20 protein-coding genes are annotated in these 19,472 nt (G+C 61.3%); 18 read left to right on the top strand and 2 right to left on the bottom strand.

Going from position 1 to position 19,472, the window contains the following annotated elements:
- The first annotated feature begins 10 nt into the window (after positions 1 to 10).
- From trbE to NKI31_RS12420, 8 genes are read left to right on the top strand one after another with little or no spacing between them, the layout of a single operon-like run.
- Positions 11 to 2,458, top strand: coding sequence for a conjugal transfer protein TrbE (gene trbE, locus NKI31_RS12455; protein ID WP_352651685.1), 2,448 nt, complete (start codon positions 11 to 13; stop codon positions 2,456 to 2,458).
- Positions 2,455 to 3,213: a P-type conjugative transfer protein TrbJ gene (trbJ, locus tag NKI31_RS12450; protein ID WP_352651684.1), complete on the top strand. Its 759-nt coding sequence runs from the start codon at positions 2,455 to 2,457 to the stop codon at positions 3,211 to 3,213. The genes trbE and trbJ overlap by 4 nt, the downstream gene beginning before the upstream one ends.
- Positions 3,214 to 3,224: 11 nt before the next feature.
- On the top strand, positions 3,225 to 3,536 hold the full coding sequence (gene trbK-alt / locus NKI31_RS12445; protein WP_352651683.1) for a putative entry exclusion protein TrbK-alt: 312 nt from the start codon (positions 3,225 to 3,227) through the stop codon (positions 3,534 to 3,536).
- Between the two features lies 1 nt (position 3,537).
- Entirely contained in the window at positions 3,538 to 4,800 is a 1,263-nt protein-coding gene (gene trbL / locus NKI31_RS12440; protein WP_352651682.1) for a P-type conjugative transfer protein TrbL, read from the top strand.
- 3 nt (positions 4,801 to 4,803) lie between these two features.
- Entirely contained in the window at positions 4,804 to 5,493 is a 690-nt protein-coding gene (trbF, locus tag NKI31_RS12435) for a conjugal transfer protein TrbF (RefSeq protein ID WP_352651681.1), read from the top strand.
- Positions 5,490 to 6,545 (top strand): P-type conjugative transfer protein TrbG, encoded by a 1,056-nt coding sequence (gene trbG, locus NKI31_RS12430; protein WP_502899121.1) that lies wholly within the window; start codon positions 5,490 to 5,492, stop codon positions 6,543 to 6,545. Before trbF ends, trbG begins: the two co-directional genes overlap by 4 nt.
- The gene (locus NKI31_RS12425; RefSeq protein ID WP_352651680.1) at positions 6,542 to 7,696 is read left to right on the top strand and encodes a TraB/TrbI/VirB10 family type IV secretion system protein; all 1,155 of its coding nucleotides are present in this window, start codon (positions 6,542 to 6,544) and stop codon (positions 7,694 to 7,696) included. The genes trbG and NKI31_RS12425 overlap by 4 nt, the downstream gene beginning before the upstream one ends.
- Before the next feature lies 1 nt (position 7,697).
- A complete protein-coding gene (locus tag NKI31_RS12420; protein ID WP_352651679.1) occupies positions 7,698 to 7,922 on the top strand; it encodes a DUF2274 domain-containing protein in 225 nt (74 codons plus the stop codon).
- Between the two features lie 61 nt (positions 7,923 to 7,983).
- Here the strand turns inward: NKI31_RS12420 and NKI31_RS12415 are convergent, their stop codons facing one another.
- On the bottom strand, positions 7,984 to 8,901 hold the full coding sequence (locus tag NKI31_RS12415) for a LysR family transcriptional regulator (protein WP_352651678.1): 918 nt from the start codon (positions 8,899 to 8,901) through the stop codon (positions 7,984 to 7,986).
- A 183-nt stretch (positions 8,902 to 9,084) separates the two neighbouring features.
- Between NKI31_RS12415 and NKI31_RS12410 the strand changes: the two genes are divergently transcribed.
- From NKI31_RS12410 to NKI31_RS12375, 8 genes are all read left to right on the top strand, one after another.
- A complete protein-coding gene (locus tag NKI31_RS12410; RefSeq protein WP_352651677.1) occupies positions 9,085 to 9,306 on the top strand; it encodes a helix-turn-helix domain-containing protein in 222 nt (73 codons plus the stop codon).
- Positions 9,307 to 9,665: 359 nt separating this feature from the next.
- A complete protein-coding gene (locus NKI31_RS12405; RefSeq protein WP_352651676.1) occupies positions 9,666 to 10,046 on the top strand; it encodes an ABC transporter permease subunit in 381 nt (126 codons plus the stop codon).
- Positions 10,047 to 10,084: 38 nt separating this feature from the next.
- Positions 10,085 to 10,324, top strand: coding sequence for an ABC transporter permease family protein (locus NKI31_RS12400; RefSeq protein ID WP_352651675.1), 240 nt, complete (start codon positions 10,085 to 10,087; stop codon positions 10,322 to 10,324).
- Between the two features lie 10 nt (positions 10,325 to 10,334).
- Positions 10,335 to 11,084: an ABC transporter permease gene (locus NKI31_RS12395; protein ID WP_352651674.1), complete on the top strand. Its 750-nt coding sequence runs from the start codon at positions 10,335 to 10,337 to the stop codon at positions 11,082 to 11,084.
- A 92-nt stretch (positions 11,085 to 11,176) separates the two neighbouring features.
- Positions 11,177 to 11,983, top strand: a complete 807-nt coding sequence (locus NKI31_RS12390) for a transporter substrate-binding domain-containing protein (RefSeq protein ID WP_352651673.1) — start codon at positions 11,177 to 11,179, stop codon at positions 11,981 to 11,983.
- A 76-nt stretch (positions 11,984 to 12,059) separates the two neighbouring features.
- Complete coding sequence (locus NKI31_RS12385; protein ID WP_352651672.1) at positions 12,060 to 13,313, top strand: CapA family protein; 1,254 nt, start codon at positions 12,060 to 12,062, stop codon at positions 13,311 to 13,313.
- Between the two features lie 41 nt (positions 13,314 to 13,354).
- Positions 13,355 to 13,885, top strand: coding sequence for a helix-turn-helix domain-containing protein (locus tag NKI31_RS12380; RefSeq protein WP_352651671.1), 531 nt, complete (start codon positions 13,355 to 13,357; stop codon positions 13,883 to 13,885).
- A 350-nt stretch (positions 13,886 to 14,235) separates the two neighbouring features.
- On the top strand, positions 14,236 to 15,975 hold the full coding sequence (locus tag NKI31_RS12375) for an adenylate/guanylate cyclase domain-containing protein (RefSeq protein WP_352651670.1): 1,740 nt from the start codon (positions 14,236 to 14,238) through the stop codon (positions 15,973 to 15,975).
- Positions 15,976 to 16,200: 225 nt separating this feature from the next.
- Here the strand turns inward: NKI31_RS12375 and NKI31_RS12370 are convergent, their stop codons facing one another.
- The gene (locus tag NKI31_RS12370) at positions 16,201 to 17,415 is read right to left on the bottom strand and encodes a LacI family DNA-binding transcriptional regulator (protein ID WP_352651669.1); all 1,215 of its coding nucleotides are present in this window, start codon (positions 17,413 to 17,415) and stop codon (positions 16,201 to 16,203) included.
- Here NKI31_RS12370 and NKI31_RS12365 point away from each other — a divergent pair.
- Complete coding sequence (locus NKI31_RS12365; RefSeq protein ID WP_023692718.1) at positions 17,402 to 18,619, top strand: CaiB/BaiF CoA transferase family protein; 1,218 nt, start codon at positions 17,402 to 17,404, stop codon at positions 18,617 to 18,619. The two genes, NKI31_RS12370 and NKI31_RS12365, sit on opposite strands and share 14 nt — an antisense overlap.
- The gene (locus NKI31_RS12360; RefSeq protein ID WP_352651668.1) at positions 18,619 to 19,449 is read left to right on the top strand and encodes a 3-ketoacyl-ACP reductase; all 831 of its coding nucleotides are present in this window, start codon (positions 18,619 to 18,621) and stop codon (positions 19,447 to 19,449) included. The genes NKI31_RS12365 and NKI31_RS12360 overlap by 1 nt, the downstream gene beginning before the upstream one ends.
- Positions 19,450 to 19,472 lie beyond the last annotated feature (23 nt).

Raw genomic sequence — 19,472 nt, 5'->3', positions numbered from 1 at the left:
GGACGTGGCCATGATGAAGCTTGCCGAATTCCGCCGCACCGCCAGCTGCCTTGCCGACTACCTGCCCTGGGCTGCTCTGGTCGCGCCAGGTGTGGTTTTGAACAAGGATGGCAGCCTGCAGCGCACCGCCAGGTTTCGCGGTCCTGATCTCGATTCAGCCGTCGCGGCCGAGCTCGTCGCGGTCGCCTCACGCATCAACAACGCCTTCCGTCGTCTAGGGTCGGGCTGGAGCATCTTCGTCGAGGCACAGCGCCACGAGGCGTCGACCTATCCCGACAGCCAGTTTCCCGATGCGGCCTCCAGTCTCATCGACGCCGAACGCAAAGCCGACTTCGAGCAGGAAGGTGCCCATTTTGTGTCGAGTTACTTCCTCACCTTCCTCTGTCTGCCGCCACCAGAGGAGACGAGGCGCACGGAAGGGTGGCTCTACGAGGGGCGCGAGCGATCCGGCGTCGATCCGCATCAAATTCTGCGCGCATTTATCGACCGCACCGAGCGCGTGCTCTCTCTGCTTGACGGCTTCATGCCGGAATGCCGTTGGCTCGATGATGGCGAGACGCTGACCTACCTGCATTCCACTGTATCGACGAAGCGTCATCGCGTACGCGTTCCTGAGACGCCGGTTTATCTCGATGCGCTGGTGGCTGACGAGCCGCTGATCGGTGGGCTCGCGCCACGCCTGGGCAACCGGCATCTGCGTGTGCTCACCATAATCGGCTTTCCGACCACGACGACGCCGGGTCTGCTCGACGAACTGAACCGGCTTGCCTTCCCTTACCGTTGGTCGACGCGTGCGATCCTGCTCGACAAGGTCGACGCCACGAAGCTGTTGACGAAGATCCGGCGTCAGTGGTTTGCCAAGCGCAAGAGCCTCGCAGTGATCCTGAAGGAGGTCATGACCAACGAGGCGTCCGTGCTGATGGACACGGACGCCTCCAACAAGGCGGCCGACGCCGACATGGCCTTGCAGGAACTCGGCGCCGACATGTCGGGCATGGCCTATGTCACCGCGACGATCGCGGTCTGGGATGCCGATCCGCGGCTCGCAGACGAGAAACTGCGCCTTGCCGAAAAAGTCATCCAGGGTCGCGACTTCACGGCCATGGTCGAAACCGTCAACGCCGTGGATGCCTGGTTAGGGTCATTGCCTGGACACGCCTACGCCAATGTCCGCCAACCGCCGCTGTCGACGCTCAATCTCGCCCACATGATTCCCCTCTCTGCCATGTGGGCGGGGCCGGAACGGGACGAGCATTTCGGTAGCCCCCCCTTGCTTTACGGCAAGTCCGAAGGCTCGACCCCGTTCCGGTTGTCTCTGCATGTCGGCGACGTCGGCCACACCCTCGTCGTTGGCCCCACCGGGGCGGGCAAGTCGGTGCTGCTGGCTCTGATGGCCTTGCAGTTCCGTCGCTACCCGCGCGCGCAGGTCTTCGCCTTCGACTTCGGCGGCTCGATACGCGCTGCAACGCTTTCCATGGGCGGTGACTGGCACGATCTCGGCGGCGAACTCACCGAAGGTGCGCTCGCCTCCGTGTCCCTCCAGCCGCTTGCCCGCGTCCACAACACCTTTGAGCGTGCCTGGGCAGCGGACTGGATCGTAGCGATCCTTGCCCGCGAGGGCATCCACATCAGCCCTGACGTCAAGGAGCATATCTGGACCGCGCTGACATCGCTGGCCTCGGCACCCGTTGCGGAGCGCACCATCACCGGCCTGAGCGTGCTGTTGCAGGCGAACGCGTTAAAGCAGGCTCTGCGGTCTTACTGTATCGGCGGCGCGCATGGTCGACTGCTTGATGCCGAGACCGAACACCTTGGCTCGGCACCCATCCAGGCGTTCGAAATCGAGGGCCTTGTTGGCACCGGGGCCGCACCAGCTGTCCTGTCCTACCTGTTCCATCGCCTCGGTGACCGGCTCGACGGACGACCGACGCTGCTGATAATCGACGAAGGCTGGCTTGCGCTCGACGATGACGGCTTCGCGGGCCAATTGCGCGAATGGCTGAAGACGCTGCGCAAGAAGAACGCCAGTGTCATCTTCGCCACCCAGTCCCTGTCCGACATTGACGGCTCCAAGATCGCACCAGCGATCATCGAAAGCTGCCCGACGCGGCTGCTTTTGCCCAACGAGCGCGCGATCGAGCCGCAGATCACGGCTATCTATCGCCGCTTCGGTCTCAATGATCGCCAGATAGAGATCGTGGCGCGCGCAACACCCAAGCGCGACTACTATTGCCAGTCCCGGCGTGGCAATCGGCTCTTTGAGCTTGGCCTGTCGGAAGTCGGCCTGGCGCTCTGCGCCGCATCCTCCAGGACGGACCAGGCGATGATCGCCAGCGTCGTGGCCGAGCACGGCCGCGACGGCTTCCTTGCTGCCTGGCTGCGCGCGCGCGGCGTTGGCTGGGCCGCCGACCTCATCCCCAGCCTCACCCCCCAAGTCGAAAAGGAGCCTCAATCATGAACACTCGTCGGATCCCCTCGCGTGCTCTCTTGCTCGCCGCAGCCATGCTTGCGCCGCCGCTCATGGTCTCGCCGATGGTGGCAACGCCGGCGCACGCCTTCATCGTGTTTGATCCATCGAACTATACCCAAAATGTGCTGACGGCCGCGCGATCCCTCCAGCAGATCACCAACCAGATCACCTCGTTGCAGAACCAGGCGCAGATGCTGATCAACCAGGCGCGCAATCTGGCGAGTTTGCCTTTCTCCTCGCTCCAGCAATTGCAGCAGTCAGTGCAACGGACACAACAGTTGCTCAGCCAGGCGCAGAACATCGCCTTCGATGTCGAGCAGGTCGACCAGATGTTCCAGCAGACATATGGCAACGTCTCGCTCTCCGCATCGGATGAGGCGCTCGTTGCCGACGCGCGCTTGCGCTGGCGCAACACGGTTGGCGGCCTGCAGGACGCCATGCGCGTGCAGGCCGGCGTCGTCGGCAACATCGAGACCAACCGCTCCCAAATGTCGGCGTTGGTCAGTTCTAGCCAGTCCGCGACGGGCGGGCTCCAGGCGACGCAAGCTGGCAACCAGCTTCTGGCGCTGCAGGCCCAGCAGCTCGCCGACCTCACGGCCGTCGTCGCCGCCAACGGCCGCGCCCAGGCATTGACCGAAGCGGAACGTTCGGCGGCCGCCGAACAGGGGCGCGAGCAGCGCCGCCGCTTCCTCACTCCGGGCTCCGGCTACCAGGCTGGCAACGCCCGGATGTTCAACCGCTGAGGCTTGAGACAATGGACGCCAAGACCTTCGCCCGCATCGCTGCCGTCACCTTCATCGCGGTCGCCGTCACGGCGGCCGCGATCGAGATGACGCGCAAGCAAGAATTGCCGGCCGAAACGGCAGCTTCAGTGTCGGCACCGTCGCCGCGCGATCCACGCCGCGAGAGCCTTCGCCGCTGCCAGGAGCTCGGCGAGGCTGCGTTGCGTGATCGCGGTTGTTTGCGCTTGTGGGCAGACGAGCGTGATCGCTTCCTCGGCATCAAGGCGTTATCCGAGCCGCTCGCGCCGCAGTCGCCAGACCCGGCCAGGCCGGAGGTCCGATAGTATGGGCGGCACCGGCGTCATCGACCAATTCCTTGGCACCTTCACCCGCTATATCGACAGCGGCTTCGGCCTGCTTGGCGGCGAGGTCGCCTTCATCGCCACCACACTGATCGTTATCGACGTGACGCTCGCCGCGCTGTTCTGGAGTTGGGGCGCCGATGACGACATCCTGGCGCGCCTCGTCAGGAAGACCCTGTTCGTTGGCGTCTTCGCCTATCTGATCTCCAACTGGAACAGTCTGTCCCGTATCGTCTTTGAAAGCTTTTCAGGCCTCGGCCTGAAAGCCAGCGGCACAGGGTTTTCGGCGCAAGACCTGCTGCGCCCCGGAAAGGTGGCGCAAACCGGCCTCGATGCCGGACGACCGCTGCTCGAATCCATCTCCGGCCTGATGGGTTGGGTGTCCTTCTTCGAAAATTTCATCCAGATCGTCTGCCTGCTGTTCGCCTGGGCGCTGGTTCTGCTCGCCTTCTTCATTCTTGCCGTGCAGCTGTTCGTCACGCTGATCGAATTCAAGCTGTCGACGCTCGCCGGTTTTGTGCTGATCCCCTTCGGCCTCTTCGGCAAAACGGCCTTCATGGCCGAACGTGTGCTTGGCAACGTCATCTCATCGGGCATCAAGGTGCTGGTGCTTGCCGTTGTCATCGGCATCGGCTCGACGCTGTTCGGCGACTTCACTGCTGGATTCGGCGGCGAGAACCCCAGTATCGATCAGGCCATGGCGATCGTGCTGGCAGCGCTGTCGCTCCTCGGTCTCGGCATCTTCGGCCCGGGCATTGCCAACGGCATCGTCTCCGGCGGGCCGCAGTTGGGTGCGGGCGCCGCCGTCGGCGCAGGCCTCGCCGCAGGCGGCATGGTGCTTGCGGCAGGTGGCGTCGCAGGCCTCGCAGCGCGTGGCGGGTCGGCGGCTTTTTCCGCAGGCAACTCCCTTGCGCGTGGCGGCACACCTGCAGGCTCGTCTGGCCAGGCTGGTGCTTCCGGCCTTGGCGGCGTTGCAGACACCGGCGGTTCGCAGAATGCCTCGCCGCTCCGGCGCGCCGCTGCACCAGCCGCTGAATCCGTGAAATCGACGTCGGCCGCTGGTCCGGCGTCCGTGCCTGCGGGGATCGGTGAAACCGCGCCGGCGGCACAAAATACCCCCGACTGGGCCAAACGCATGCAGCGCTCCCAGCGCCTGTCACACGGCGTCCAGACAGCTGCGCATGCGGTGCGAGCCGGCGATGCCCATGGCAGCGGCAGTTCCGTTTCTCTCTCCGAAGGCAACTGACACATGAACATTTTTCGACGACCCGCTGTCCACTACGGCAAGACCCCGCAGCCCGAGACCCCGTACCAGAAGGCCGCGCAGGTCTGGGACGATCGCATTGGCTCTGCGCGCGTGCAGGCCAGGAACTGGCGCTACATGGCCTTCGGATCTCTGATCCTCTCGGCAGGCCTGGTTGCCGCGCTTGTGTCGCAGACGGCGCAGGGAACCGTGGTCCCTTGGGTGGTGCAGGTCGACACACTCGGACAGCCGCAGGCGCTGGCGCCCGCGACAACGGACTACAAGCCGACCGATCCACAAATTGCCTGGCATCTCGCCCGCTTCATCGAACAGGTCCGATCAATCCCAGCCGATCCGATCGTCGTGCGTCAGAACTGGCTGCGCGCCTATGAGTGGACCACCGACGAGGGCGCCGCGGCGCTCAACGACTATGCTCGCGTCAATGACCCCTTCTCGAAGGTCGGCAAGCAGCAGGTCTCGGTGGACGTCTCGTCTGTCATTCGCGCCTCTGCCGATTCCTTTCGCATCGCCTGGACCGAGCGTCACTACGAAAACGGCCAGCTCTCTACCACCGAGCGATGGACCGCCATCCTGACAACCGTGATCCAGCCGCCGCGTGACGCCGACCGGCTTCGGGCCAATCCGCTTGGCATCTACGTCAACGCCCTCAACTGGTCGCGGGAGATGAACCAATGAAAATGCTTTCGCACAGGGAGGCAGCTTCTCGTTTGGGCTGGTCCGCCTTTGCAGCGGTGATGCTGTCAGGTTCCGTGCTCGCCGGCTGCGCCACGCCCCGCAAACCGCCGCAGATTGCCTACGATGCCTACGTGCCGCCTCTGCCAGTCTCGCCGGTAGCCGCTGCCGATGAGAGGCCAAAACCGTTGCATCGTCCGCCAGGGTGGGTGGTGGCCCGCGGCGGCGCGGTTGGGGACACGCCGGCGACACGCGTTGAAAACGCCAACGCCGCCGCGCGTGTCCAGCCGCGTCGTGAGGGCTATTACAATGCCATTCAGATATATCCCTGGAGTGAAGGGGCGCTCTATCAGGTCTATGCCGCCCCCGGTCAGATAACGGACATCGCGCTTGAGCCTGGCGAAAGCCTGACCGGCGAAGGTCCGATCGCGGCTGGCGACACCGCGCGCTGGATCATCGGCGACACCGAAAGTGGGTCTGGCGTCACCCGGCGCGTCCACGTGCTGGTCAAGCCTTCGCGCGCCGACATCACCACAAATCTCGTCATCACCACCGACCGGCGCAGCTACATGATCGAGCTGCAGTCTGGCGAAAAGCCGTATATGCCCGCCGTGGCGTGGGCCTACCCCGCGCCCCCGACTAGACAGGCGCGCAGCATGCCCGCGACGCCGGCGTTGCCCGCGCTCACCGCACGCAACTACCGCTATGGTCTGATCGGGGACACCCCGCCCTGGAGGCCTGTCAGTGTCTATGACGACGGCAGGCGCGTCTATGTCGAGTTCCCGCTCGGAATCGTGCAAGGCGAAATGCCGCCCCTCTTCGTCATCGGCCCCGACGGCGAGACTGAGATCGCCAACAGCCGCGTCTACCTGAACATACTGATCGTCGACCGCCTGTTCGGCGCGGCCGAATTACGTCTTGGCAACGGCAAGCGGCAGAAGAGCGTCAGGATCGTGCGAACCGACGGGACGCGGAGCGCCGCTCGTGGGGCAGGCTTCGGTGCGGCGCCGAATTTCACGAACGCACCCCATCAACGAGGAGGGGAGGAGTTATGAACGAAAATGAAATCGCTGCTGCCCCGATGCAGCTTCGCCCCGAGCCGCCGCGTGTCACCCGCCTGTCGCGCAAGGTGCTCGCCGGCGTTAGCCTGGTTGCAGCGCTCGGCGTTGGGGGCGCGCTCATCTACGCACTTCAGACGAGTGAAACAGGCCCGCATGGCGACGAGCTCTACTCGACGTCCAACAGGCAGCCCGCGGATGGGCTGGCGGGCCTGCCGCGCGACTATGCCGGCCCAGTTCTTGGACCGCCGCTGCCTGGCGATCTTGGCCGGCCCATTCTTGACGCCCAGAACAGGGGGCAGCCCGTTGTGGCGCCAGTGATCGCGACACCAACGGTTGATGAGGCTGAACAGCGCAGGCGAGCCGAAGTGGAGGCGGCGCGAACCTCGCGTGTTTTCTTTCAGACGGAGCAGGCAAGCGCGGCGAGGGCCGACGAGCCCGAAGGAAGGCTTCCATTCAACCTCGCCGCCGCTGAACAAGGCGGGCAGGCCGGTCAGTCGGGCACGCAAGACCGCCAGCTGGGCTTCCTGAACGCGGCCGCTGATCGGCGCACCGTGGCGCCGGATCGCGTCACGCCGCCGGCGTCGCCCTACGTCCTCCAGGCCGGAGCCGTCATTCCGGCAGCACTCATCACCGGCATCCGTTCCGATCTGCCGGGCCAGATCACCGCGCAGGTCACCGAAAATGTCTATGACAGTCCGACAGGTCGCTCGCTGTTGATCCCGCAAGGGACAAGGGTCATCGGTCAGTACGATAACGGGATTGGCTTCGGCCAGCGGCGCGTGCTGCTGGTCTGGAGCAGGCTGGTCTTTCCCAACGGCCGTTCCATTGTTCTTGAGCGCCAGCCTGGCGCCGATGCCCAAGGTTATGCCGGCCTCGAGGATGGCGTCGACTATCACTGGGCCGAGTTGTTCAAGGCGGCAGCACTCACCACCATTCTAAGCATCGGCGCGGAGGCCGGCTCGTCGGGCGAGGAGAGTGACGTCATGCGTGCATTGCGTGCCGGCGCCTCCGAAAGCGCCAGCCAGGTCGGCCAGCAGATCGTCCAGCGCCAACTGAACATCGCGCCGACGCTGACGATACGGCCGGGCTTCAGCGTGCGCGTCGTCGTTACGCGCGACCTCGTGTTCGAACCCTACGGAGCCTGAAATGGCCAAGCTGAAACTCGGTCCGATTGCAGACGACAAGCCTGTAAAGGTCACGGTGGAACTGCCGGCTGCACTGCACCGCGATCTGTCCAGATATGCTGAGATCCTCGGACGCGACGCGGGTCAGCCGTCCACCGATCCGCTTCGCCTGATCGTGCCGATGCTGGAGCGCTTCATTGCGACGGATCGCGGCTTTGCCAAGGCCAAGCAGGAGCGGAAGTCCTGAGATTTCGAGGCTGCGAAGCAACGACGACCAATGCCGTTGCGCCGCAGGCGTTCTTTGAACGTTACGCAGCCGCAGAGATGGTCGGAGCGAAGGCGGTCACGATAGCTTCGAGCGAGACATTCAAGGCGTTGGTAAAGGTTCTGCCCTTCTGCCAGATCGCCACGTAGTGATAGAGTGCCGAGGGTTCCACGGGTCTTATCCCGAGGTGAAACACCGCATATTCACGCGCTATAATCTCGTTCGTGATCGAGATGCCAAGCCCAGCCGAAACGTAACCCGCCTCATGACCGTTACAGTCGAATTCCACAAGTATATTTGGCTCAACGCCCCCGAATCGCAGGGCGTTAAAATTCATTTGGTGGGCGGCGAATTGAGGATCAATGTCGACAATCGTTTCGCCCGCGAGATCATGAGCCTCGATGCACGATTGTTTTGAGAAGCGATGATCAGGATGAAAGATGCATACATTGCGTGCCGTACCCAGCGGCGCCCATTCAAACAACTGGGGATCAAGAGGCAGCCTTGAGATCCCCAGATCCGCCCGCCCGGCCAGGATGTGTTCTCCGATATGGTCGTAGCTTCCTGAAATCGATCGAACATTCGAGGCAGTTTTTGAATGGATGATCGCCACAACCCTGGGCAAAGTCACGAAGCCGAAGACTGAAGGCGCGGCAATGCCGACCCTTTGCTTTTCTTCGTTCTTCATCGCGAAGATCGACGATTCCAGCCGATCCAGCGACGTTATGGCGAGCTCGACGTTTCGCAGCAGCTCCCAGGCTTCCTGCAACGGAACGATGCGGTTCGATGACCTTTTGAAGAGTGTGATGCCAAGCGTTGCCTCGAGCTGCTTTACAGTTTGGCTGATCGCCGGTTGACTGATCCCCAGCGCCCGCGCTGCCTTCCTCGTGGAGCCGGTTCGCAGCACCTCGCGAAAAACCTGCAGTTGTCGGAGCTTCAAGCCGCTTTGCAGCAACTCCATTCTTTTGCATTCCTTTCCGAATACGTCCCGAGGCAACTGGAGACGACTGTCTCGGCGGATGGAGCGGGGAGCCGCGTCCATGCGCGCTCTTAAATCCCGCTCAACACGCAAGGTCTGAATCTACCATAATATAGTCACTATAGTGACTGGTAAAGCTGAACGTTTGCTTATCGCTATGCGCCCATGCGACTGGCGGAGATTTTTGGAGCGAACGTTCGCAGGGTCCGCTTGAGACGCGGAATGACCCTGGAATCTTTGGCTACCGAAGCAGGCCTCGCTTACAGTTATATGGGCGGCATAGAGCGGGGACAACGGAACCCGAGCCTCGATGTGGCCGAGAGGATCGCAAAGGCGTTGGACAGCGATCCAGTGACGTTGTTCAGCTCAACTTCGTCAGTCACGTAGCCTGCCATTAGCTCTAGCGTGGCGAATTGGTCACTAGGCGGAGGAGCAGCCATTTCTGCCCACCATCCGGCCACCCTCGCGTTGTGACGCCCGCCTTGGTGTCAATCCGCTTGTGCCGGAACGTTCACGCGTCGCCTGCCGGCCACAGCTTCGAACGCAAACTTGATCGTATAACGACTGGTTATAGCGAAAATCATAAAAGTTATAGATTGATCAGCGATCTATGAAGTTTAACCTGGTCAACATCGCAAATGGTTTGAAAGCCTCTGAGAAAATAGTGCGAATACCTAGTTCGATATTCAAGTTGGCAACGCTGCCTAAGCCGTGCGCCACTGGAGTTGCGGCCCAAAAGGTGTGCCATGAACGGTTTTGTTGCTCAGTTTCTTGCCGCCTTCATAATTACGCTGAGCCTTGGACTTGTCAGCGGGTCAATCGGTACAGTAATCGGGTTGCTGCTGGCCATTGCCAAAGGCGCGACGGCATCGCGGCTAAGCGGGGTTTTGACGGCCTACACGACTTTGGTTCGCGGTGTGCCAGAACTTGTCATTATCCTGCTCATCTACTTCGGAGGCACCACGTTCGCCAGCATGGTCGCCGGCCGCTATGTGGAGGTGAATGCGTTCACCGCAGGGGTGATCGCGCTCTCGGTCGTGTTCAGCGGATATGCGACCGAAGTGTTCCGGGGTGCGATTGCGGCCGTGCCCGCGGGGCAAACGGAAGCGGCGAAGTCGCTTGGCTGAACGGCTGGCAGCGTTGGGCGTTCATCATCGGTCCGCAGATGCTGCGGCTGGCGCTGCCGGCCTATGGCAATCTCTGGATTTCGCTCTTCAAGGATACCGCTCTGGTGTCGATCGTCGGTCTGACCGACATCATGCGCGTTGCCTTTGTCGGCGCTGGATCGCTGCGTGCGCCACTGACCTTCTATCTCGCGGCGTCAGCACTCTATCTCACCCTCACAACAGTGACTCTGGTGTCGATCCGGTTCGCGGAGCGCCGTTACCCCGCTTTCGATCGATAGGAGAACTGATGTGAACCTCCAGTTGATGCTCGATGCGGTGGTGGTGCTCGCCTCAGGCGTGGGGCTCACCTTGACGCTGACCGCGCTGTCGCTGATCGCGGGATTTCTTCTGTCCGTGCCGCTGGCGTTTGTTCGCGCCTTCGCGCGCGCCAGTTTTTCCCATGCGGTGTTGGGCTACACCTATGTCTTTCGCGGCACACCAATGCTCGTGCAACTCTTCCTCCTCTATTACGGCCTAAGCCAGATCGAGGCTGTGCGGGCGAGCGTCTTTTGGCCGATCCTGCGGGACCCTTTCTGGTGCGCATTGCTGACATTCTCGCTGAACAGCGCCGCGCACACGACCGAGATCCTGTGTCGCGGCCTGCAGTCGGTGCCGAAAGGCCTCACCGAAGCCGCAGCTGCTCTCGGTCTGAAACGCCTGCAAACTGCTCGCCTTGTCACCTTTCCGATCGCGTTCAGAATTTCCCTTCCGGCCTACGGGAATGAAGTCGTGGGGATGATCAAGGGCTCGTCCCTGGCAAGCACCGTGACGCTTCTCGAGATTACCGGCATGGCAAGGCAGATGGTGTCGGCCACCTTCGCCCCTTTCGAAATCTTCATCGTCGCCGGCGCGATCTACCTAGCGCTCACCTCGGTTGCCGTGAAAGCAACTCAGGTCCTGGAACGGCGTCTTTCGACCGACGGTCCTCCCCGCGCACGACGAAGGCTGCGACCAAAACCAGTGCTGTGCGAAACCGAGATCACGACACCCGCGCCGTGATGCAGCAGCCTCAGGCTGCATTCCCACCAACCCAACGAACGAGGTGCCTTATGCGCATACCCTTTGCCATGGCCGTTTTGGTCGCATTATTCATGTCTGTCGTTCCTGGCCGTGCTGAGAACGAGCGCGCGTTGTCGATCGCGACCGAAGGCGCGTCGCCGCCTTGGGACGGCACCGATGCAAATGGCGAACTCTACGGCTACGACGTCGATGTCGGACGCGAGCTGTGCCGTCGCATCGACATCAAATGCACCTTTGTCGCCCAGGACTGGGATGGGATCATTCCCGCCCTGGTTGTCGGCAAGTTCGACGTCATCATGTCGGGCATGGCGATCACCGAGAAGCGCAAGCAGTCGATTGCGTTCACGGTCCCCTATGCCGGCGGTTTCAACCAGTTCGTCATGCGCAAGGAACTGAGACTCGACGCCGGAGACATCAAGCAGCGGATCAACCTTTCGACGGTCGGGGAGAAGGAAAAGGCGGCCATCGAGCACGTCAGAACCACGCTGAGCGGCAAGGCCATCGGGGTCTTGCGTTCGTCAAATTCGGAGGCTGTTCTGAAGGATCTCTTCGGCGATGTCGTGACCATCCGCAGCTATGACAGCCTAGACAATCTGAAGCTCGACCTTGCCGCAGGCCGCGTCGACGGCGGGCTTGCAGACTTCTTCACGTGGCGGGACTTTCTGGAGACGCCGGCTGGGTCGATCGCGGAGTTTTTCGGACCGGAACTGAAGGGCGGCTTATGGGGTCCGGGCGTCGGCGCCGGCGTGCGCAAAGCCGACACCGAGTTGCTTGCCAAGTTCAACGCGGCCATCGACGCGGCCACCAAGGATGGGACGCTCAAGGCGCTGAGCATCAAATGGTTCAAGACGGACATCGCACCGGCGGCATCGAAATAGCCGCGCCACAGGCTTCGACATCGCGTGGCGTTGGCCGCATGCCGGCGCCCGACATCCCTACAAAGAGGCAAGCTCCATGAAAGACCATTTCTGCGCGGTCGTAACCGGCCAATCCCTGATCACGCACGACATCCGCAATGTCCAGGACGAACGGTTCGCCGAAATTGTCCACTTCCTGGGGCAGGGCGACCTCGTCTTCACCAACTTCGAGTCTACGATTCTTGGCAAGCATGGCGGCTGGCCCACCAAGGGCAAGTACTTCGGTTACTCCAAGGCCGAAGTACTGGACGCGCTGCAGGCAATTGGCTTCAACGCGCTTGCGCTGGCAAACAACCATGCTTTCGATCTCGGCCCCAACGGTGTGCTTAGTACGCTGGAGGAGGTGAAAGCTCGCGGTTTTCTTCATGCCGGGATAGGTGCTGACGAAGCTGATGCCTCGCGGCCGGGCCGTCGCCGGCTCGGGGCGCGCGACGTGGCGCTTGTCGCCGTCGATGCGGGCCCTGGCCCCGCCAACATGTATGCCGGGAATCCTACATCATTTCGTCCGGCTCGCCCTGGCGTCAACCGGCTGAAGACCATTCGAAAGCTCGGGGTGCCGGACGGACATTTCCGCAGGCTGGCGAGGCTTGGCGACCATTTGCAAAGTTCCCCCTTTGAACTCGCCAACTATGCGCAACCGGAAGATCCGCCACACGTAACGAGCGGAAGAGAGATCAATTTCTACGGTACGGTGTTTTCCCAAGCCCCCAGCTTTGAGTGCACGATCGAGGTCGATGCTCAGAGCGCGAGCGTGCAGTTGTCCGCAATCCGCCAGGCGGCATCGCAAGGGGATTTCGTCGTCGCTTATCTCCATCACCATCATTGGGAACCAGGTTGGCAGGACGTGCCGCGCTGGGTGCAGAGCTTTGCCCGATCGTGCATCGACGCCGGCGCGGACCTCTTCGTCAGCCATGGTGCTCCTGTGCTTCAGGCGCTCGAAATCTACAATGGCTCCCCGATCTTCTACGGCCTCGGAAACTTCCTTTTCCATGTCCATCCAGACGAAAACGAATGGAACCCGCCAGAGGTCTGGCAAAGTATCGTCGCGGCATGCCGCTATGATGGGGGCGGAAGACTTGAGAGGGTAGATCTTTTGCCTGTCGTCATCGGCGCGCACGCCCAATCAATTGGATCGGTAACGGGCAGATTGGTCCCAGTGGCGGCTGCCGGAAATGTCGCACGAGATATCCTGGAGGGCTTCGCGATCCGTTCGCGTGCCTTCGGCGCCGAAATCGACATATCCTCGTCCTTTGGCCGCATCGCTGTCCCCGCCGCCAGGAAATTCGGCTGACGCGCGCTACGCCACAACCCCCTCTATCCCTGGGCTGGCAAATGCAGCATCGAAATACCTTGTCGGAACCGAAACGAGGCCATGTCCTCCAAGCATCGGAAAAGCTGGGAGCCGAAACCGGTCCTCATCCCGCCGACCTTCACGTCGGCCGACAGATCGCAGTGGTTCGTGTGCAGTCGAACGTATCGCAGGCCCAGCTTGCCCGATCGGTGGGCATCAGCGTTCATCAGCTCCAGAAATACGAGCACGCGAAGAACCGCGTCAGTGCGTCCATGCTCCACGAGATTGCCAGCTCGCTAGGAGTTCCCGCCAGCCGATTCTTCGAAGGCATCCCTGGCAATCAGACCAGGCCTGACGCTCCAAGGGTTCCAGTCGATGAGTGCATCGATTTCATTGCCAAGGCCGAAGGCCGACGTCTGATTGAGGGGCTGATGCAGCTGCATCCACTGGTTCGCGGCCGAATCTCGGCACTCGTCGCCGTCCTAGGTGAGGAATTGCCAGTCCTGGGCGCGGATAAGCGCGGCCAGATGACCGGCGAATTTGCGGCGGTCGAACCGCAGACCTCCCAATAGCCCGTAGCCGGGGCAGGGTGAGCGTTCATAGGTAGAGCATCGGCTGCTTCGCGCCTCATCTTGGTCATTCGGAGCCAATTCGCTGTTGCCCGATAGCGGACATGACTTGCGGGGAGCTTTTGGTGATGGGTGCGCTATGCAACTGGCGCGCCTTCCCAAGATTAGAGAGCGTGCGACTGGCCATCAGTGGTTGGAGCACGGGGACGCTGTATGCGATCCGGCTGCGCGAAAACACGACTGATGAAGAGCCTCCAGTGCCGAAACCGGAGATGCAAACTGAAAGCGCGTTCGCTCGCCAGGCAGTATTCGTGTAAGGATTTGGTACTAGCTCCCTCTCTCGGAAAGGGTCCATGGAACGTCGCCTCGCCGCCCTGCTGATGGCTGACGTCGTCGGTTACAGCAGGCTCATGGAAGAAGATGAATCTGGGACGCTTGCTGCATTGACAGAACGGCGCGCTTCTATTCTCGCGCCGACCGTCATCGCTCATGGCGGGCGTGTCGTGAAACTTATGGGCGATGGAATGCTGATCGAGTTCGGCAGTGCCATAAACGCCGTTGCAGCGGCAGTAGACGTGCAGCGAAAAATGGCGGCCGCGAATGCATTGGCGTCGGAGAAACAACGCATCGATTTGCGGATCGGCATCAATCTTGGTGACGTGATTGGCCAGGGAACTGACGTCTTTGGCGAAGGTGTCAACATAGCTGCGCGGCTAGAGGCCTTAGCCGACCCTGGCGGTATCTGCGTTTCCGGCAAAATTCATGACGAGGTGCGCAATAAGGTCGCCTGTCAATTCGAGGACATGGGCGAGCAGAAACTGAAGAACATCTCGACGCCCGTACGAGCCTTCCGCTTAATGGACGCGGATCCTCCACAGTCATCACCTGCGCAGCAACCGCGTACGCTTCGATCGTTGCACACGCCCCCCTCGCTCGCAGTTCTTCCGTTCACGAACATGAGCAGCGATCTCGAACAGCGATATTTCAGTGATGGGCTTACTGAAGACATCATTACAGAATTGGCGCGGTTCCGTGACCTGCATGTGATCGCACGCAACTCGTCCTTCCGTTATCGGGGAGGTGACATCGACATAGTCCGGGTCGGCCGCGAACTTGGCGTGCAGTACATTCTTGAGGGTAGTGTCCGCCGGCTGGGTGACCGCATACGGATTACCGCTCAGCTTGTTGAAACAAGCTCCGGCAATCATCTCTGGGCTGAGCGTTTTGATCGAAATCAGGACGAAATCTTCGCTGTGCAGGACCAAGTCATAAGGACCATAGTCGGGACGCTGATTGGCCGGCTCAAAGCCGTTGGCGTTGAGCGGGCACTTCGAAAACCGCCAGCGAGCTTAGAGGCTTATGAATGTGTTCTTCGCGCAGATGCACTGCCATTCGACAATTTGGAAACCGAGACAGAGGCCGTAAAGCTCTATGAACGAGCCATAGAACTCGACCCACACTACGGCCGAGCATACGGACTTCTCGCAAACCTGTATTTGAACCGTTGGTCGCGGGACTTAGAGGGTGATGATGAAAAGCTCTCTGAAGCTTTTGAACTGAGCAGGACGGCCGTGGCCCTCGATCCGACTGATCCCATCTGCCAGCTGGCTTTGGGGTGGGCACATCTGTATCGCCAGTCTTTCGATTTGTCAGGACATCACTTCCGAAAGGCGCACGAATTAGCCCCAAATAGGCCCGTTGCCTTGACCGGCCTTGGGTTCTTGCACCACGCGCTAGGGAAGCCGGCAGAAGCGATTGGTTTCTTCATTGAAGCACGAGTGGTGGATCCGTACTTTGAACCGACATGGTATTGGCCACAGCTCGGATGTTTTTACTTCTCCCATCATAAGTTCGACGAAGCCATCGCAAATCTCAGCAGATCACCCCAAATGCCATATTGGGTGGAAGCCTACCGATCTGCTTGCTACGCCCTTATGGGCAAGCCTGAACTCGCCCGAGAGTGCGCATCAAATGTGCTACGCAAAGCCCCAAATTTTTCATCCATTCGGTTTGTTGCCAAAGAAGGTTTCCAGAGCCCGACCGACGAGCAGCTTTTACTCGAAGGACTCTCCAAGGCTGGATTACCGGAGTAGCTGCTCTGTTCCCGGGTGGATTTATGACGTCGCAGCTGTCGGCCAACTCCCGCCTTTAGGCAGACATCCGTATCATTGGCCCTATTCGACTGGCTTGGCCGGAAGGATGGCAACGTCGGCCTTTGTGCCAGTCATGCGGAAAGTGGACTTTCCGCTTCCGGCCCCCTAGCGGTCATTCGGTCCAATCGCCTCAGGATAGGTATGGCTCACGCGACCGACATGTTTTTAGCGTCTCACGACAGCCGTGCTTCCCCTGACAATCAGCCTGATGGCCAGTTCCCGTTGTCTGAGATGCAGTCGCTGCGATGGTGAGGCCAGGATGTAGTCGGCGGCAATCCGGCCCATGTCGCGCGCGGGCACCTCCAGTGTGGTCAGTTCGGGCGAGGTCAATTCTGCAATCTCCAGATTGTCGAATCCGACGACCGAAACCTCCTGCGGGACTGCGATGCCTTCGGCGTGGCAGTACTTGATGGCGCCGGCGGCAAGGATATCACTGCCGCAAAATACCGCGGTTGGTCTTCGGGGGTCTTCCATCAGCCGCCGCATGCAGGTGCGGCCGTCATCCAGCCTGTAGGCTCCCTCGACGACCGGAACCATGCCTTGATCGATGCCGGATCGTTCGAGTTCGTTCAAGAAACCGTCGCGGCGGCCTGCCGCGCGATCATTGTCCTGGGTGATGCCGGCGATCATTGCGAATTTGGTGTGCCCGAGGTCGAGCAAGTAACGGGCGGCGGTTCGCCCTGCCTTTTCGTTGTCGAACCCCACGGCCGCACCTGCCGCCGTCGCCGTCGCCGTGTAGGTGTAGACATAGTTGATGCGCTTCTGTTCGAACATGGCCAGAGTGGCTGGCCGGTGCGTTGACCCGACAAGCACCACTGATTCGACCCCGCGCTCGACCAGCAGACGTGCCTGCTCGTATTCAAGTTCGATATCGTAGCCCGAGGTGTTGATGATGAGCGAAACGTCTTTTTCGGAAAGCCGCGCCTGAAGTCCATCGACCATCGTGGCATAGATAGCGTGGTCCAATGTGGGGATGATCGCGCCGACCAACCTTGTCCGGGTCGACCGCAGCGCCCTGGCGGAACCATTGGGCACATAGCCGAGATCGCGCGCCGCCCGGACAACACGATCCCGCACGACCTCGTTCACGTTGGGATTGCCGTTGAGCACGCGGGAGACGGTGGCCGGCGAACAGTTCGCAAGCTTGGCCACGTCAATCAACTTTGCGCCGCCATCCTCGATATCCATTGAGCCTCGAATCCGACGGTTTTCGAGAAACCGTTTTCCAGATGACACATTTCTTTTCTGAAGGCTACACCATCCTTCTTTCAGAAAGCCTTTCAAATTGGGCTTGACAGCTATGAGAAAAGGCGTGAAAACGATTTCACAAATGCGCAACTCATAGCGCAGAACCAAGGGATGAGAAATGCTCAGCGGCATCAAAGTCGTCAGCTTCTGCCATTTTCTGCAGGGTCCTGCAGGCGCCCAATATCTCGCAGACATGGGTGCGGATGTCATCAAGGTTGAACCCATCGACGGAGCTCATGAACGTCGCTGGTCGGGGGCGGACGTCTATGTGGAAGGGATCAGCGGCTTCTATCTCTGCGCCAACCGCAACAAGCGCTCCATCGGCATTGATCTGAAGAGCACCGAAGGCAAGCAAGTCGCCCGGCGCCTGATCGCCGGCGCCGATGTGGTGATGGAGAATTTCCGGCCCGGCGTATTCGCCAAGCTCGGCTTTGACGATGATGCGCTCCGGGACATCAATCCCAATTTGATTTTCGCGTCAGCGAGCGGTTTTGGCGCAACTGGCCCGATGGCGATGAAACCCGGCCAGGATCTTCTCGCCCAGGCGCGCTCCGGTCTGATGACTGTCACCGGAACGCCGGAACGTGGCCCCACGCCGGTCGGTGCGGCGATCGTCGACCAACATGGCGGGGCACTTCTGGCGATCGGCATTCTGGGTGCATTGGTGCGCCGCTTGCGGGATGGCAAGGGGACGCGCGTCGAGGCAAGCCTGATCAACTCGGCAATCGACCTGCAGGGCGAGGCGCTGGTCAATTACTTCGCCGGCGGCTTCAGCCGCGAGGTGCTCAACCGCGAGGCGAATCTGGCGACATGGTTCCATGCCGCGCCCTACGGTGTCTATCCTGCCTCCGACGGCCATGTGGTGGTGTCGCTGTGCGATGCTTCCGTGTTGGCCGAAGCGCTCGACAGCGACGGTCTGCGCGAGGTAGTCGGTGTCGACCGCTACGTCGAACGCGACGACTATGCTCGCCGGCTGGCCAGTGCCACGGCCCGGTTCGCGGTGGCCGACCTCGCCGAGCGCTTTGACCGCCATGGCATCTGGTGGGCGCCCATCAATTACTATGACGATCTGCTGGCCGACGCGCAACTCAGCCACGCGCAAGTGTTTCGGCAGGTGAACGTGCGTGGCCGAACGATCCACCTGGTCAACCATCCCAACCGCTACGACGGCGAGGTGCCCGCGTTGCGATACCTCGCTTTGGAGATCGGCGAGCACACGCACGAGATCCTGGACGAGCTTGGCTATGCCGATGTTGAGGTCCAGCGCCTGCTGGCGTCAAAGGCCGTGGTCGCATCCCGCGAAAAGGACGACGCAGTGGCAAGGAAGGCTTCGTGATGCTGGAACAGGTTTCCCCGGCTGCAATCGGCGTTGCTATGCCCGAGCACGCAGCCTCCATCAACCGCGGACTTGCCATTGTGACGGGTGGCCGTCGCGGCATCGGCCGAGCCATCTGTTGTGAACTCGCGCAGGCAGGTTTCGACGTCGCTGTCATCGACATCGTGGACGATGAGAATGCCAGCGAGACCGTCGATCTTGTCCGCACACACGGGCGAAATGGTGCCTTTTATCGCAAGGACATATCCGAGACCTCGGACAATGCGGCGTTCATAGAGCGTATTGAAGCCGATCTGGGGGGAACCACCTGCCTGGTCAACAACGCCGGCGTCCAGGTTTCCGTGCGCGGTGATCTTCTCGATGTTACCGAGGAGAGCTTCGACCGGCTGGTCGGCATCAACTTGCGCGGCACGTTCTTCTTCACCCAGGCCGTAGCGCGGGCGATGATTTCCCGGCCGCAGGCCCGGCTCGAACGGTCGGTGGTGACGATCACCTCTGCTAACGCGGGCTTGGTCTCGCCGGAAAAGGGGCCGTACTGTATATCCAAGGCCGGACTGTCGATGGCTTCCCAGCAATTTGCCATTCGCCTGGCGGATGCAGGCATCCGGGTGCACGAGATTCGCCCAGGCCTGATCCAGACCGACATGACCGCTGACGTCTATGAGAAATATTCCGCGCAGGTCGAAGCCGGACAACTCTCGGCAATCAGACGGTGGGGGCAGCCTGAAGACATTGCCCGCGGGGTGGCGACGCTGGCGGTCGGCGGCATGCCATTCAGCACCGGGGACATCTACCACATCGGCGGCGGCATGCAGATGCACCGCCTGTGAGCTTTTTTTGAGGAACCGTGAAA

The organism is Mesorhizobium sp. M0659, from assembly GCF_040320605.1.
GTDB lineage: Bacteria > Pseudomonadota > Alphaproteobacteria > Rhizobiales > Rhizobiaceae > Mesorhizobium.
Note: the sequence above shows the minus strand (reverse complement) of the source record. Positions and strands in the feature narration are given on the sequence as shown.

What these genes read in the sequence shown, in the direction of transcription:
- NKI31_RS12405 (WP_352651676.1), top strand. Translation starts at nt 9,666, where the DNA reads ATGAACGGTTTTGTTGCTCAGTTTCTTGCCGCCTTCATAATTACGCTG.
- trbE (WP_352651685.1), top strand. Translation starts at nt 11, where the DNA reads ATGATGAAGCTTGCCGAATTCCGCCGCACCGCCAGCTGCCTTGCCGAC.
- trbF (WP_352651681.1), top strand. Translation starts at nt 4,804, where the DNA reads ATGAACATTTTTCGACGACCCGCTGTCCACTACGGCAAGACCCCGCAG.
- NKI31_RS12410 (WP_352651677.1), top strand. Translation starts at nt 9,085, where the DNA reads ATGCGACTGGCGGAGATTTTTGGAGCGAACGTTCGCAGGGTCCGCTTG.
- NKI31_RS12420 (WP_352651679.1), top strand. Translation starts at nt 7,698, where the DNA reads ATGGCCAAGCTGAAACTCGGTCCGATTGCAGACGACAAGCCTGTAAAG.
- NKI31_RS12425 (WP_352651680.1), top strand. Translation starts at nt 6,542, where the DNA reads ATGAACGAAAATGAAATCGCTGCTGCCCCGATGCAGCTTCGCCCCGAG.
- trbL (WP_352651682.1), top strand. Translation starts at nt 3,538, where the DNA reads ATGGGCGGCACCGGCGTCATCGACCAATTCCTTGGCACCTTCACCCGC.
- NKI31_RS12415 (WP_352651678.1), bottom strand. Translation starts at nt 8,901, where the DNA reads ATGGAGTTGCTGCAAAGCGGCTTGAAGCTCCGACAACTGCAGGTTTTT.
- trbJ (WP_352651684.1), top strand. Translation starts at nt 2,455, where the DNA reads ATGAACACTCGTCGGATCCCCTCGCGTGCTCTCTTGCTCGCCGCAGCC.
- NKI31_RS12385 (WP_352651672.1), top strand. Translation starts at nt 12,060, where the DNA reads ATGAAAGACCATTTCTGCGCGGTCGTAACCGGCCAATCCCTGATCACG.
- NKI31_RS12390 (WP_352651673.1), top strand. Translation starts at nt 11,177, where the DNA reads ATGTCTGTCGTTCCTGGCCGTGCTGAGAACGAGCGCGCGTTGTCGATC.
- NKI31_RS12365 (WP_023692718.1), top strand. Translation starts at nt 17,402, where the DNA reads ATGCTCAGCGGCATCAAAGTCGTCAGCTTCTGCCATTTTCTGCAGGGT.
- NKI31_RS12375 (WP_352651670.1), top strand. Translation starts at nt 14,236, where the DNA reads ATGGAACGTCGCCTCGCCGCCCTGCTGATGGCTGACGTCGTCGGTTAC.
- NKI31_RS12370 (WP_352651669.1), bottom strand. Translation starts at nt 17,415, where the DNA reads ATGCCGCTGAGCATTTCTCATCCCTTGGTTCTGCGCTATGAGTTGCGC.
- NKI31_RS12380 (WP_352651671.1), top strand. Translation starts at nt 13,355, where the DNA reads ATGCAGCATCGAAATACCTTGTCGGAACCGAAACGAGGCCATGTCCTC.
- trbK-alt (WP_352651683.1), top strand. Translation starts at nt 3,225, where the DNA reads ATGGACGCCAAGACCTTCGCCCGCATCGCTGCCGTCACCTTCATCGCG.
- NKI31_RS12360 (WP_352651668.1), top strand. Translation starts at nt 18,619, where the DNA reads ATGCTGGAACAGGTTTCCCCGGCTGCAATCGGCGTTGCTATGCCCGAG.
- trbG (WP_502899121.1), top strand. Translation starts at nt 5,490, where the DNA reads ATGAAAATGCTTTCGCACAGGGAGGCAGCTTCTCGTTTGGGCTGGTCC.
- NKI31_RS12400 (WP_352651675.1), top strand. Translation starts at nt 10,085, where the DNA reads ATGCTGCGGCTGGCGCTGCCGGCCTATGGCAATCTCTGGATTTCGCTC.